The organism is Bacillus sp. FDAARGOS_1420 (genome assembly GCF_019344915.1).
Lineage (GTDB): Bacteria > Bacillota > Bacilli > Bacillales > Bacillaceae_G > Bacillus_A > Bacillus_A mycoides.
The window spans coordinates 114,662-128,794 of record NZ_JAHWJB010000004.1; the positions used below are offsets into that span (position 1 = coordinate 114,662).

The following is a 14,133-nucleotide window of genomic DNA, read 5'->3' on the forward strand; positions in this document are numbered from 1 at the left end:
ACACTGTTCAAAAATTAAAAATGGAGAATTATAGATACATTATTCGAGTGAATATTCAGCATTTTATACTTTCAAGAAAATAATCTAGGAGTGGAGGAAGTTAAATGAAAATTTTAATACTGTTCGCAAGACGTAATGCATACTTGCTGGACATAACTTATCAACATGCGCTTAATAAAGGGCATGAAGTATATGTTTTAAATACTTACAAAGAGGGAAGTAAAAATAATTCTACAATTTTTTCAAATCCTAATCCTTTTATCGCAATTGCTCAAGAACTTCATGTTGATGCCGTAGTTTGTTTGTCAACAGAAAGGACACTTGAGAGAGATGCTTTGATTAAAAAAAATCTTGAAAACAAGGGAATTACTGTGATTGCAAACCCTTTAGAATTAATAAAAACCCTTGCTTATAAAGAGGAAGCTAAAAAATTCTTTTTTCAAAATGAGATTCCTACTTCGCAAGGTGGGGTAGTGAAAAACAAGCATGAACTCGAAGAGTTAGTAAATCGCTTAGGATTTCCGCTAGTAACTAAGAAAAGTAGGGCTGCTGGTGGAAAAGGGAATAGGATATTACAAAATTATAATGATATAAAATTATTTACAAGTGAAAGAAATTGTTTTGATGAAGATATTGTAGTTGAAAAATTTATTAATGGTATTGAATTATCCATGGAGATTGTCGGTGAAAATGGAAAATATATTTTTATGCCTTTAATTTATCAAGGAACCACCAATATAAATGGCGAACATCCTACGAAGCGTTGGAGCTATACACCTTATAATGAAGAAGAAATTAAGAAATCAATGCAAATCATTGCATTAAAAATTGCACGAAAATTGAATTTATGTGGAAGTGCTGAATTAGAAGTAGTATGGGAACCGCATTCAAACCTTATTTATGTTTTAGAAGTGAATCCAAGACTCAATGGTAATACACTTTTAGGTATGGCGCATACAAATCTCTGTGTACCGACACTTTTCATTGATATGGCTGATAATACTTGGAGCGCTAACTCGGAATCCATTGTTACGGATAAACGAAGTATTGTATTAGATTTAAGACCAGATCTTTCAAAGAATATAATAAATAAAGTGAATTCTTTATCGACATTTTTTAATTTTAGACGTAATAAAGATGGACGATGTGTAAACTTTATCTTAAGTGGTAATACAGAGGATGTTATTTTAGATATGGAAATAGTAAAGTCACTTGGAGTAAGCTCACAACTGAAGGATACTATTGATTTTCAAAACCTATTAAGAATCATACAAAAGTAAACTAAAGTTATAAAAAACAAAATTGGTGTTGATGTCAGCAGAAACTGTAATTGTTCGCAGATACTTAACAAATTGATCATGTAAAATTAATTAAAAGTTCTCTGTATGCAGCCTGCAGCTATTTTTGAATTATGATGAGAAATTATCTTGCTTTGCTGAGAATGTAATCCAACTGCTTTTCATTTTTCCCATTGTTGCATGGTCGTTGTAAGTGGCGTTTTCTCTGTCAACATACAAGTTTTGTAATACTATAATTCGATAAAGTACATAAACGGTCGAGTACTTCCGTACTTGATACTAATCTAAAGAAAAATTGATTTTTTTATAGTACGAAAATAAGTTTCAATTGCCTATCTCTTACTATTGTACTGCATGATTGGCTTGTTTAATACACTTACATCCGTACATAAAAAGCACTCATATTTTTCAATGTCTTTAAGTCAAAAATCAACAGGATTTTCCGATAGTGGTTTAGAGTATCTATCTTTCTGTGCCCCACAATGGCAAGACTCTTTTTGTAATAAAAAATCAAACACATAGGGGACATTCGCATTGGAAGGATGTGAAAGTATCGTGAATAAAAAACTAAAAAAAGATTTGAAATTTCGCCATATTACAATGATTTCAATGGGTGGAGTTATTGGAGCTGGTTTGTTTATTGGTAGTGGTGCGGTCATTCATTTGGCAGGACCAAGTTCTATTATTTCATATGCATTAGCGGGACTTTTAGTTGTTTTTGTAATGAGAATGCTAGGAGAAATGGCTTCAATAAATCCGACAAATGGTTCATTTGCAGCGTATGCAAGTGAAGCGATTGGACCGTTGGCAGGCTATACTATCGGGTGGTTATATTGGTTTTTTTGGGTTATTTTAATTGCAATAGAGTCTACAGCAGGGGCTACTATAATGCAGTATTGGATTGTAGGGTGTCCTCTTTGGTTACTGAGTTTAATACTAACACTGTTATTAACTTTCACAAATGTTTTTTCAGTGAAATCATTTGGAGAATTTGAATATTGGTTTTCTTCTATTAAGGTAATCAGTATAATATTATTTCTTTGTCTGGGGCTTATTATTGTTTTAGGAATTTATCCCGGAATGCCAGCACCAGGAACTTCGAATTTAATTGGACAAGGTGGATTTATGCCGAATGGTATAAGTTCCGTTTTACTTGGGGTTACAATTGTAATATTTTCGTTTATGGGATCTGAGATTGTCACAATAGCGGCCGTAGAAACCACGGATCCTGTAAAAGCAGTTGAAAAAGCAACAAATAGTGTAATTTGGCGGATTCTTGTATTTTTTATAGGATCTATTTTAGTAGTAGTAACGCTACTACCTTGGAATTCAGCTAACATATTAAAAAGCCCATTCGTAGCGGTACTTGATCATTTAGGTATACCCTCCGCAGCGCAAATTATGAATTTTACCATTTTAACCGCCGTACTTTCGTGTTTAAATTCAGGTTTATATACAAATTCTAGAATGCTACTTTCCATGGCTGAAAGAGGGGATGCTCCAAAAATATTTTTAAAGTTAAATGACAACGGCGTTCCTGTTCGTGCAGTTTTATTTGGAACTTTTTTTGCTTATGTTGGGGTAATATTTAGTTATATATCACCAGATAAAGTTTTTTTATTTCTAGTAAATGCATCTGGTGGAATTGCATTACTAGTGTATCTTGTTATAGCAGTCTCTCATTTACGAATGCGTAAAAAAATGGGAAAAGCAGCGCGAAAAAAATTAAAGATAAAAATGTGGCTATTTCCGTATTTAACTTATATTACAATTATTGGGATCATATCCGTTTTAATTGCAATGTTTGCGATTCAATCATTGCGCTTACAAGCGCTATTAACTATATTTGTTACAGTTCTTATTATAATTTCTTATTTTCTGAAAAAACAATAAGGGCTCTTTTAAATGGAGCTAAACGGTTCCGTTGTAAAGTTTGAGAAAGTTTAAACGGGTAGAGAAATGAAAGAACATATTTATGCAGTGGCTACTAATTTTTGTAATTCATTGTATACCGAAAAGACGAAGTTCGTTTGAAAATTTCACCTCTGTTTATAGATAGTCTGAATCGTTTCGATTCCTTTAATAGTACGAAAAGTATGACGAAGAGTGTGAAATCCAGCTGATTTCACAAATCGGTGTTTGACATGTCGATGGTCCTGTTCAATAAGATTATTACGATGGTTAATTGTACAGTGTTTGGTACGTGTATAATAATCGTCTTTCTCCAATTTTTTATATGTACAAAGCCAGGAGCCTTGTTTGCCATAAGAACTGATACATCACGTTCAAGATTTCAGATACGTCACGATAGCTTAAAGAAATGTCTTTTTGAACTGTGTTCCTTTAAAATATCTCATGTATCATTTTCTTTAGCACATTTTCCATACAGTTTAGCTTCATGTTAAAAATTTTGCAACAGAATCCAATATTATTTAAGGATTAATATTGGTTCTGTTGCAAAGTTAAAAAAATAGAGAACGGATTATAAAGTGGCGTTTGGGTTTAAGCAACCGCTACTAGTTTTGTAGTTCATTGTACGCCGAAAAGACAGAGTCTAATTCAAGACTTCGTCTCTGTTTATATATAGCCTGAATCGTTTCAATCCCTTTTATAGTACGAGAAGCATGACGGATACTTTGGAACCCAGAAGATTTGGTAAAGCGTCGTTTTACATGTCGATGATCTTGTTCAATAAGATTATTACGATATTTGATGGTACAGTGTTTGGTATGTGTATAATAATCGTCTTTCTTCAATTTTTTGAATGCACAAAGCAAAGCCGGGGCCTTGTCTGTCGTAAGAACCGATGGTTCTCCAAAAGCTTTGACAAGTCGCTTCATAAACATATAAGCCGCTTGATGATCACGAGTTCTACGAAGTTGAATATCCAATGTATGTCCATCTCCATCAATTGCACGGTACAGATAGCACCAATCCCCTTTAACTTTGATGTAAGTCTCATCTAAATGCCAAACAGGGTGTGTCGTTTTGTTTTTCTTTTTCCAGATTTGATAAATCAAATTGCCATATTCATGAACCCAACGCATGATGGTCGTAGGATGAACGGATATGCCACGTTCTTTCAAGAGTTCAGAAATATCACGATAGCTTAAAGAAAAACGACAATAATAGCCGACGGCTACCAAAATAATGTCTCTCTCGAATTGTTTTCCTTTAAAATATCCCATATGTTATGCTCCTCACCTCATTTTTTCTACAGTCTAGCTCAGTTCCAAAAACTTTGCAACAGAACCTAAGAATTCCTATCTCTACTAGTGATCATTATTTAGCGGGGGACAAATTAAATGTATTTTCAGCAGGATGGACGTTCTCACTGCCACCAATTGCTATTATGCCTACTATTGAAAAAATAGTTGAGTAAATAATTATATGGAATAGAAGAAAAGACATCGTTCCATAATTTTTATTCGCATATATAAATTTAAGTATGGTGAATTTATAAAGAGGAATCAACTTTTTCAATATAAGATTTTACAGCTTGCAATAAGAATTCTTCTTGCCCTATACCAGCATCCACTGCCATTTTTACTACTTTTTGCTTGAATTCATGATCTGCATGAAAAGTTAATGTCTCTACATTACTTTTAAAGTAAATGCCTTCTATATGTGGAAGTATCGTGCCTGATTTCATATGAGAATGTAAGTATTTAATCTCTTCTTGAAACTGTAATGGATCAACTTGTAATACGAAAGGTTTAATTTCTAATTTAATAGTATCAGATGAAATACTCAATCGCATATTTGTGACACCTAGCTCTTTATAAAATAAGTTTATTAGATTATAAGTGATGGAATTAAATAGCTGAGGTTTTTTAAATGAAAAAGATAAATACCCTCGTTTTGTAATTACAGCTTGTTTATGGAAAGGTTCAAAGGAGTAATCATATTCCTTATAAGTGGATAGAGGGAAAATTTCTTCGTCTTCTGTAAGAATCTTGCCGCCTGCTCCATTGATCTCTATTACTCTAGCTGTTTTTCCGGTATGTTGATGTGTTAATAATTGATATAAATATATATCTTCTTCTTGAATTTTAGTAATGAATGTTTTTCGCTCTTTTGATGTAGTTTTTTCATAAGTAAGTTGAAAAGCTTCAAGGTCATCTTTATCAACGATATATACTTCTTTTCCGCGTTTTTCAAGCTTTGAAGCAGGTAATTTTCCAGATTTAATATATGTAAAGACAGTAGATGGTGCTACATTAAGAATTTCAGCCGCTTCTTTTGTGCTATAACCCTCAACCTCTTCAATATTTTTTAAACGTTCAATATCCTCTAAATAGAAAATTTTACTACCAAATTGTTTCCAATTATCTTTATATACACATTCTATTAATCCATCTTTTTCTTTCTTTAAAATTGTTTGTACCGTTACTCCTAATAAGTCGGCTGCCTCTTTTGTCGTTACAGTAGGTTTTGTAATGAACAATAAATCTTGTGTCATGTAAGGACACCTCCATAACTATTGTTTGTTAGTATTTTAGATATGTATATATCATATCAGAATATGAGTTAAATTTAAAATGAGAAATAGAATTTATTAAAGTTCTTATACATTTTTATAGTTTAAAAATATTTGTAGTTTATTTTATACTTTAATTGGTTTTTATAGTTAATTTAATTATAAAAACAATTTTAATATAAAGTAGTTAATCATTAAAAGATATCTATTTACTAATAATTTATAAAAAAATATAAGTATAGGGTAATCGAGAAGAAGAAGAATGTTTCTTACAGAAAGAATATGAATTATCATTTGTATAATAGATAGAAGTGAAATAAAATGATAAGTATAGTTAATAAAGAGAATTATATTCATAATCTTCAATAGGAGAGGTGAGTTTGAAATATGGATAATAAAAGTGGAATAGAAAACTTACCTATTATAAATAATCAAAGTAAATATATAGATATATATTTAGAGAATATGAGATATATCGTTCCATACCTGCATAAAAATCGTTATGTAGATAAAGTGGAAGAGAAGATGGAGGTTGCAGAAAAAGAGGGAAAGAGTAAATATACGTATTTAAGTGATCTGGAAGTCATTTATCATTTCGTACATTTACAAAAAGATATGGATGAGAAGAAGAATAGAAAAGAGGATACGAAAAAGAGTTATATATCTGAAATTTTGTCATTTTGTCAGTGCATGGTGCAGCATGCAGAAGAATTCGAATTGAATGGGGAGGAGGTACAGCAAAATGACTCGTTATTGAAAACATTACAGCTTTGGCATATTCGTAAATATAATGCTTGGTTGAAGCAGGTAGAGAGCGGTAGGAACGGGGGAAGAAATCCCTTCTTCACAAGCATTACAAATACTGGGACAGTTTGCTCCTGAAGAAATACCAGGTACAATTAGACAAGGACGTCGGTATCGTATAAGGAAAAATGGAGAAGAATTGTTCGGATACTACAGACAGAAGCATCCGAAATTATTTGATAAACAAAAATTATACACGTATGAAGAGTTGAAACATCGAGCGGTGAACTATTGTTCGTCTCATTTGGTGATTCACATGTAATTAAAGATGTACAGGAGAATGCTCTGCCTACTTGAATATCCTCAAAATTGGTTATTATATCTAATTCATTAGTCGAGAGGGATAAAAAAACGAACGCTCAGATTCCTCTCTAACGAAAGATAAGGAGATTCCAAATACGTTTGAGTATCGACAGGGAAAGAGTCCCCATGCAAGGAGATAAGAGGATGAAAAGATGGGTAGTAAATATTTCAATTAGAAAGGGATATAAATCAGTAAGGATAGGCGCATATACAAGTAAATACATAAAATTTCACGTACCGTAATATTTATAAAAACAAAATACATCAACATTAGTGACAAGGGTTGCTTCTTCCCTCCTATCTCCGCTACAATAGATATATACTTTCTTTGCCCATTCCCCCGAAAAAGGGGAATAACAAAGAAGACAGAATATGAAATAAGAAAGGTGACTCACTCTATGAATCAACCTTTAGTAAATTTACGAGTCGATTTTGCTTTTAAGCAATTATTTGGTGTACAAGGACAAGAGGAATTACTGATTTCTTTTTTAAATGCAATCTTGCATGAATCCTTATCTACACCGATTGTATCCTTAAAAATTGAAGACCCACATTTACATAAAAAATATGAAGAAGATAAATTATCCATACTAGATATATTAGCTACACTTCAAGATGAGACCAAGGTAAATGTGGAAATCCAGTTACGCAATACACAAGAGATTGTAAAACGTTCCCTGTATTATTGGAGTAAATTGTATACATCTCAATTAGAGCAAGGAATGCCCTATCGTTCTTTACGAAAAACGATTGCGATTAATCTATTAGATTTTGATCTCTTTCCTCAATATGATGATATGCATACAGTCGGACAATTTTGGAGTCAACAACACAAGGAAGTGTTACTCGAAGATCTGGAAATCCATTTCATTGAAATTCCGAAATTGCTACAGCAATGGAGAGAAGAAAAAATTAATCCGTGGGAAAATGAATTCGCTCGTTGGTTACTTTTACTACCAGCGCATGAAGATGAACATTTAACCCACACGTTGGAGGATATCGCCATGAAACAAGATCCAATGTTACAGAAGGCAATCCACAAATGGGAAAATATGAGTCAGAGTAGCTCTTTCCGTCTCGCATATGAAGCACGTGAAAAAGTGTTATTTGATGAACAAGCTAAATTAGCACACGCCCGTGAAGTTGGTATGGAAGAAGGGATGGAAAAAGGGAAAAAAGTTGGGAAAGAAGAAGGCATTCAAGAAGGCAAAATCCAACTTATCCGAGGCATGCATAAAAATGGCATGGATATAGAAGATATTGCGAAGTTTACGAATATGGATATGTTAGAAATACGCCATATTTTAGACAAGTAAAGTGTACCGTACACTTTTTCAAAAGGTTAGATGATTCTTTAGGGCCATCTGAACCGGAAGAACTAATACTGAAAAGTAAATTAAATATTCAGAAAATACAGACCGAATAAATTCAGTTATGATATAATTAGCGTAACCGATATACTGTACTATCTTTTACTCCCTGATTTGTATAACAAGTCAGGGAGCTTTTCGTATGTTTCATGTTCTACGATTCTGTTTTCAACAGATTCCTATATAAAAGAAATATATTGAAAATATTAGGATTTTCGGCATATGACGAATATTATTTCTCCATCACAAGAGATTCAATTGTTACATTTTTAAAGATAAACTTATATTATTTTAGTATGTCATAAAAATTGATTCTTTTCAAACTATGTTCCATGTGAATGCTGATTTGCATATTCTACATAACGCTTTACTGATAAATGAGAAAGGAATCCTGTTCTTTTTATGATTTCCTCTGTAGACATATTTCTTTCTAAACAACGTAGAATAAAGGTATTCCGTAAATGCTGTGCGGAAATTCCTTTTCTCAGTTTCGCTCTGGCTACTTCTAATCGAATCATCTTTTGTACAGCAATGGCTGTTAGTGCTTTCGGAGCATCATTGTCATACACCTAGCGAAATGTGCCACGTTTAAAATCAAATGAGACCAATAAAGGATCCGTACTATGATATCTAGGACGAACTGGTTCAGGTATCGTTTTATAGTACGTAAATAAACGTATTTTATCCTCTTCCCTTAACATGATCCTTCTCTCTGTCCCTTTGTTATGTAAAACAGTAATCATATTCTTTCCAAAGTGCACCTGTTGCATCTGTAACGACACAAGTTCTTGTAGTGTAAGCCCATAGTCCAAAAGAAGTGATAGAATGGATACATTTCAATCTATGAGAAGCGGTCGAACGGAAAGTTGTTCTTCTGACAATCCTTCAGGTGAAGAAAGAATGTTTTTCAGCTTTTTCTCTTCTTCCTTCGTAATAAAGTCCTCTTTGCGTAGGGCCCGATTCGGTGGAGTAATTCCCTGCATTTCTACAATAGGACTTGGAATATCCAAGAACTGATACAATTTCTTTAACACGACTGCAATTCGATGAATGGTTTTCTCTCCATACTTTCGTTTATATATGAGTTCCTGAAAATAGGCTTCAAAATCCTCTTTATCTATCTTGTTCCATACGTTCTTTTCTTGAAAACGGTTCGATGTTTGCAGCCATCTTCCAAAGTCTTCAATATCATAGACATATCGTTTAATTGTGGATGCTTTTCTTCCACGACTAGCTAAAAAGAAAGAAAAATTTTGTAAGGTATCCTCAAATTCTTTTCTATTCATGTACCTATCACCTCACTTTTTCTGTATGATTTTAGTCCTGTACAGTTTTCATTTCAGCTTAGCTGGGTATTTCCAATCTCGTTTATCAGACTTTATTTTTGGTTTCTTTCGCTCTATTTTGTTCTTCACCTGATTTTGTTGTTCGAATGTATCTAACTTTATTTGCATTTTCTCCATCTGTTCTTTTACTTCTTTAAGTTCCAACTTGATTTCTGATAACAACCTTAAAATTGCATCACCTTTATTCATAAAAATAACCTTCCTTTTTAGGATGAGCATTTTCTCAATATATAATAGATTTAATTTTCAGTATTTTTGTGTATAATAAGAAAGAATAACTGTCATTATTCCCTTCTCAAAGGACGGACTATGCCAATAGGACCGTTCTTTTTTGTGTTGATAATTTTTATTATCTAGAAATTCATTATACTATGAATTTGAGTGACTTTCATTTCATCTTTTATCTATGGGTAGATTATTTCAATAGTCTGTTCTTTCCCGTTCGCAAAGGTACACTTTTTGACACTGGGTACAACGTCTAAATAACATAAGCTTATTCCCCCATTTCGGGGATTTGGGCAAAAACACCCTATATACGAATAGCTACTTTGCGGTCTACAGCAAGAACCCTGTGACTAAGCCAAGTAGACAGTATTTAAAAAGCGCAACGGTTCTGTTGCAAAGTTTGAAAAAACATCAACCTGCTTACAAAATACGATTGTAGTTTAAGCAGTTCTTAATAACTGCTGTAATTCCTTGTACGTTGAAAAAGAGAAGTCTGGAATGTGACTTCTCTTTTGTTTGTATATGGCATGAACTGTTTCGATTCCTTTCAATGTACGTGAAGCATGGCGAAGATTTTGCAACGGAACCAAAAAATTAGATTTTTTCCTATTGTTAAAAGTATTTTTTGTTAAATATTTTTATGGAAATCTCGTTATTCTATTAATATCTTAAAGAAATCGAGGGGATTCAGATGAAAAAATGGATTGTTTTAACAAGTCTAGTAACGTTACTGGGAGTAAGTGCACCAACAAATTACCATGTGTTTGCTGATGGTAATTCAGCGCATTCAATTAATAAAGTTACTACTGGTGAAAAAAATCTTGGGCCAGTCTTTCTGCAAAAGGCTTTTACAAAGGGGAAAACTACTACAATATTAAAAGGAACTGAATCTAAAACCTACGAACATCCAGAATTTGTAACTGTAGCTGGTTTGGACAATACAATAGGGACGATAGAACAAGAGGTCCAAACACCATCTCGTTCTAAAAAGACTGCTACGAGCTTTACTACTACTAATAGTATAGAATTCAACGTAGAAAACACCTTAAAAGTAGAAGGCTCTGTTCCAGGGCTAGGAAAAGTAGCAAATGATCTCAAGGTTGGTATGAAACAAACTACTGGAAATACTTATGTATCGTCAAATGAAATTACATTAACGATACCAAGCCAAAAGATCCGTGTACCTGCAGGTAAACATTATCAAGCAACGGCAGTGTATAAAGAAGAACGAATCACTGGAACTGTAACAAATGATATCGAATTAACAGGAAATTTAGAATGGTTATCATTTTTTGGAGATAATAAAGAAGAGTTTAATTTAATTTCAGAGCTTCCTACGAAAGAACATACAAATATCACACCTTATCAATTTGTAAAATTAATACAAGCAGAGAAAAAGAATGGACATAAATGGATTCATTTACTAACAAAAGCAAAACCTGGAATGCCAAATACTTGGACTTTAAATATAGATGATTTTTTACGTAATTTAGATATCGATGATACCGATCAAAAAATAGTATTAAAAGGCGTGGAAACAAATTTTACGGCAACATCGGGAATATCTTTTCATATGAAAATTAATGATTTAACTTCCCAAAACACAGTATTTCAAAGTTCAATAAAATATTTTTAAAGTGCTGTAATGAAAGAAGATTAGTATAAGAAGCCTTTAAAGTTCCTTCACAACGTTTTAACAATAAAAGGTTAGTATAAATGCAGATTCTTTTCCATAATTTTAAGGTACAGTAAGTATGTATAACGCAGGATTAAATTTTACTGTATAAATCAAGTTCAATATTTTAATAGTTGCTCCATACCGGACCTTTGCAAAACTTTTTCTGGACATTGAGCGGTTCTGTTGCAAAGTTAAAAAACATAAATCTTATTGTAGTTTAAGCAATTCTAAATAAGTGCTGTAATTCTTTGTATCTCGAGAAAGAGAAGTCTGGTATGTGACTTCTCTTTTGTTTGTATATAGAAGGAATCGTTTCGATTCCTTTTAATGTACGTGAATCATACCGGATACGTTGCAACAGAACCATTTCGGGAAAATTGTAAGCTAAGGACTATAAACCCTTATTAATACAGTGTTTTTTAAAAAGGAACTTATGTTCACAAAGATAAAATACTAAGTTTAATTGAACACTGATTTATATACAAACTTTATGAACACGATTATAGCTAGAAAGCGTTGATATTATTGAGTTTTATCGTTTGTCCATAAACAAAATTTTCTGTACACGAAAAAAGACAATTTTCTGTACATGTTGATATTTATTCTGAATTTTCAGTAACGTTACAAAACTGTTAGGTTTTTGTAACGTTAATCAATATGAAAGATGTTCCACTTTATATAGACTAAGGAAGAGGCAATTAAATTGTTGAAGATGGATTTTGAGGAGATAAACAATCCTATTTTTCAGGAAACTATAACAAAATACGAATTAAATCTAAAGTTCTTCAAAAAATATATTATTTAGTTTAAAACATATTTATTTTAAAGGAGAGAAAGCGAACCTATGCATAAAATCATGATAGTGGAAGATGATGAAAAAATCTCTGATTTGCTTCAATCTTATATTAACAAATACGGATATCAAGCAGTTACTACAAAAGATTTTGAACATGTCCTGGAACAGTTCAAGGATATTCAGCCTGATTTAGTTCTACTAGATATCAATTTACCGTATTTTGATGGTTTTTATTGGTGCCACCAAATGAGAACGATATCCACTTGTCCGATTCTTTTTGTATCAGCACGACAAGGAAAGATGGAACAAGTTATGGCATTAGAACACGGGGCAGATGATTATATCGTGAAACCGTTTCATTATGAAGTTGTAATGGCCAAAATTAAAAGTCATCTTCGGCGGATTTATGGTGAATATGCCCCAAAAGTACAAGAGAGAGTGGTACAACGATCAGGATTACAACTATATCCAGAGAAAATGGAATTAAAATTAAAAGATAGAACTAGTATGCTTACAAAAAATGAAGCGCTATTAATAGAAATTCTCCTAGAAAGGTGTCCTAACATTGTTAGTCGTGAGAAAATGCTAGAAAAAATTTGGAATGATTATACGTATGTAGATGATAATACACTACGTGTAAATGTTACACGTGTTCGAAAAAAATTAGAAGCACTTGGAATTAAAGATGCACTGGACACGGTCCGAGGGGCGGGATATCGCTTAAAAATAAACTGGGATAATGATGGAGTACTATCATGAAGTTATTTTTACGAGAACACCTACTTTTGATTGGAATGATAATTTTACAACTCATTGCGACTCTTATGGTGTATTGGTTAGATGGCTATCGTCATATACTAACAGCTTTATATAGTATATTTTTAGGGATTTGTTTTTTAATTGGGTATTTAATATATCGTTATTATAGCCATCGTAGATATTACAATATATTGTCTCAACCTCCTCAAACTATGCAGGAATCAATGAAAAAGATGGATGAGACGCCTATACCCATAGCTTTTAGACATGTATTAGAAGCGCAATATAACCAATGTCAAAGCCAATTAAAAGCATGGGAACGCAAACAAAAGGAACATTTGATATTTATGAATCAATGGGTACATCAAATGAAGACACCTATATCTGTAGTGGAATTAATTATACAAGAAGAGCATGGAGAAACGTTTGAAAGTATAGCGGAAGAAATAGATCGTATGAAGTATGGGTTAGAAATGGTACTACATATGGCACGATTAGAGACGTTTGAACAAGATTTTCATGTGGAAAGAGTATCATTAAAGACACTAGCGCAAGAGGTGATTTATGAAAATAAACGGTACTTTATCAGAAATTATGTGTACCCGAAAGTAAAAATCGCACAAGATTACATCGTCGAAACAGATATAAAATGGCTCAGATTTATTGTCAATCAAATTCTGTCTAATGCGATTAAATATTCTACTGGAACTAGACAGAACATTACAATGATTTCTTTTAAAAGGGGAAGATCTATTGTCTTAGAAATCCAAGATTATGGTGTAGGAATTCCAAAAGAAGATTTGTCAAGAGTATTTCGGCCGTTTTATACAGGAGAGAATGGAAGGAAGTTCAAAGAATCTACTGGGATGGGATTATATCTTGTGAAAAATATTATAGAGAAATTAAATCATGAAATCGAAATAGAATCTGAAATAGGGAAAGGGACGAAAGTTCGAATTATTTTTCCTTATGCAAGACAGGCATAAAATTCATTTTGAATTTTCAGAACTCTTACACGATTGTTATGCATTCGTAATGAAAATCGATAGGATCAATACATGTTCTCCGTTACAC

The 14,133-nt window shown here is 32.6% G+C and carries 9 protein-coding genes and 7 pseudogenes; 9 read left to right on the plus strand and 7 right to left on the minus strand.

Annotation, left to right across the window (positions count from 1 at the left end; all coding sequences use genetic code 11):
* Positions 1-104 precede the first annotated feature (104 nt).
* On the plus strand, positions 105-1,280 hold the full coding sequence (locus I6L50_RS31875) for an ATP-grasp domain-containing protein (RefSeq protein WP_219304067.1): 1,176 nt from the start codon (positions 105-107) through the stop codon (positions 1,278-1,280).
* Positions 1,281-1,853: 573 nt separating this feature from the next.
* The gene (locus I6L50_RS31880) at positions 1,854-3,191 is read left to right on the plus strand and encodes an amino acid permease (RefSeq protein WP_219304222.1); all 1,338 of its coding nucleotides are present in this window, start codon (positions 1,854-1,856) and stop codon (positions 3,189-3,191) included.
* Between the two features lie 80 nt (positions 3,192-3,271).
* Here the strand turns inward: I6L50_RS31880 and I6L50_RS31885 are convergent.
* Positions 3,272-3,559 (minus strand): annotated as a pseudogene (locus I6L50_RS31885) (DDE-type integrase/transposase/recombinase); the annotation flags it as partial.
* Between the two features lie 255 nt (positions 3,560-3,814).
* On the minus strand, positions 3,815-4,486 hold the full coding sequence (locus tag I6L50_RS31890; protein WP_219304068.1) for an IS6 family transposase: 672 nt from the start codon (positions 4,484-4,486) through the stop codon (positions 3,815-3,817).
* A gap of 65 nt (positions 4,487-4,551) precedes the next feature.
* On the opposite strand from I6L50_RS31890, the pseudogene I6L50_RS35245 reads away from it, so the two are divergent.
* Positions 4,552-4,680: pseudogene (locus I6L50_RS35245) on the plus strand (DUF3221 domain-containing protein); the annotation flags it as partial.
* A 75-nt stretch (positions 4,681-4,755) separates the two neighbouring features.
* On the opposite strand, the gene I6L50_RS31895 reads toward I6L50_RS35245, so the two are convergent.
* Positions 4,756-5,760, minus strand: coding sequence for a helix-turn-helix domain-containing protein (locus tag I6L50_RS31895; RefSeq protein ID WP_219304069.1), 1,005 nt, complete (start codon positions 5,758-5,760; stop codon positions 4,756-4,758).
* Between the two features lie 405 nt (positions 5,761-6,165).
* On the opposite strand from I6L50_RS31895, the pseudogene I6L50_RS31900 reads away from it, so the two are divergent.
* From I6L50_RS31900 to I6L50_RS31905, 3 genes and pseudogenes are all read left to right on the plus strand, one after another.
* Positions 6,166-6,606, plus strand: a pseudogene (locus tag I6L50_RS31900) (tyrosine-type recombinase/integrase); the annotation flags it as partial.
* Positions 6,602-6,844: pseudogene (locus I6L50_RS35250) on the plus strand (hypothetical protein); the annotation flags it as partial. The pseudogenes I6L50_RS31900 and I6L50_RS35250, both read left to right, overlap by 5 nt.
* Before the next feature lie 439 nt (positions 6,845-7,283).
* Positions 7,284-8,201: an Rpn family recombination-promoting nuclease/putative transposase gene (locus tag I6L50_RS31905; protein ID WP_219304070.1), complete on the plus strand. Its 918-nt coding sequence runs from the start codon at positions 7,284-7,286 to the stop codon at positions 8,199-8,201.
* Between the two features lie 377 nt (positions 8,202-8,578).
* Here I6L50_RS31905 and I6L50_RS31910 read toward each other — a convergent pair.
* From I6L50_RS31910 to I6L50_RS35255, 3 genes and pseudogenes are all read right to left on the minus strand, one after another.
* A pseudogene (locus I6L50_RS31910) lies at positions 8,579-9,541 on the minus strand (tyrosine-type recombinase/integrase).
* Between the two features lie 48 nt (positions 9,542-9,589).
* Positions 9,590-9,790: a hypothetical protein gene (locus tag I6L50_RS31915; protein WP_219304071.1), complete on the minus strand. Its 201-nt coding sequence runs from the start codon at positions 9,788-9,790 to the stop codon at positions 9,590-9,592.
* Positions 9,791-10,266: 476 nt separating this feature from the next.
* Positions 10,267-10,404, minus strand: a pseudogene (locus I6L50_RS35255) (IS6 family transposase); the annotation flags it as partial.
* Positions 10,405-10,517: 113 nt separating this feature from the next.
* Between I6L50_RS35255 and I6L50_RS31920 the strand changes: the two are divergent.
* A complete protein-coding gene (locus I6L50_RS31920; protein ID WP_219304072.1) occupies positions 10,518-11,462 on the plus strand; it encodes an ETX/MTX2 family pore-forming toxin in 945 nt (314 codons plus the stop codon).
* Between the two features lie 259 nt (positions 11,463-11,721).
* Here I6L50_RS31920 and I6L50_RS35740 read toward each other — a convergent pair.
* Positions 11,722-11,859, minus strand: a pseudogene (locus I6L50_RS35740) (IS6 family transposase); the annotation flags it as partial.
* A gap of 489 nt (positions 11,860-12,348) precedes the next feature.
* On the opposite strand from I6L50_RS35740, the gene I6L50_RS31925 reads away from it, so the two are divergent.
* Both I6L50_RS31925 and I6L50_RS31930 read left to right on the plus strand, forming a co-directional pair.
* Positions 12,349-13,059: a response regulator transcription factor gene (locus I6L50_RS31925; protein WP_098638850.1), complete on the plus strand. Its 711-nt coding sequence runs from the start codon at positions 12,349-12,351 to the stop codon at positions 13,057-13,059.
* Entirely contained in the window at positions 13,056-14,045 is a 990-nt protein-coding gene (locus I6L50_RS31930) for a sensor histidine kinase (protein WP_219304073.1), read from the plus strand. Before I6L50_RS31925 ends, I6L50_RS31930 begins: the two co-directional genes overlap by 4 nt.
* The last annotated feature ends 88 nt before the right edge of the window (positions 14,046-14,133 follow it).

What these genes read in the sequence shown, in the direction of transcription:
- I6L50_RS31875 (WP_219304067.1), top strand. Translation starts at nt 105, where the DNA reads ATGAAAATTTTAATACTGTTCGCAAGACGTAATGCATACTTGCTGGAC.
- I6L50_RS31890 (WP_219304068.1), bottom strand. Translation starts at nt 4,486, where the DNA reads ATGGGATATTTTAAAGGAAAACAATTCGAGAGAGACATTATTTTGGTA.
- I6L50_RS31895 (WP_219304069.1), bottom strand. Translation starts at nt 5,760, where the DNA reads ATGACACAAGATTTATTGTTCATTACAAAACCTACTGTAACGACAAAA.
- I6L50_RS31905 (WP_219304070.1), top strand. Translation starts at nt 7,284, where the DNA reads ATGAATCAACCTTTAGTAAATTTACGAGTCGATTTTGCTTTTAAGCAA.
- I6L50_RS31915 (WP_219304071.1), bottom strand. Translation starts at nt 9,790, where the DNA reads ATGAATAAAGGTGATGCAATTTTAAGGTTGTTATCAGAAATCAAGTTG.
- I6L50_RS31920 (WP_219304072.1), top strand. Translation starts at nt 10,518, where the DNA reads ATGAAAAAATGGATTGTTTTAACAAGTCTAGTAACGTTACTGGGAGTA.
- I6L50_RS31925 (WP_098638850.1), top strand. Translation starts at nt 12,349, where the DNA reads ATGCATAAAATCATGATAGTGGAAGATGATGAAAAAATCTCTGATTTG.
- I6L50_RS31930 (WP_219304073.1), top strand. Translation starts at nt 13,056, where the DNA reads ATGAAGTTATTTTTACGAGAACACCTACTTTTGATTGGAATGATAATT.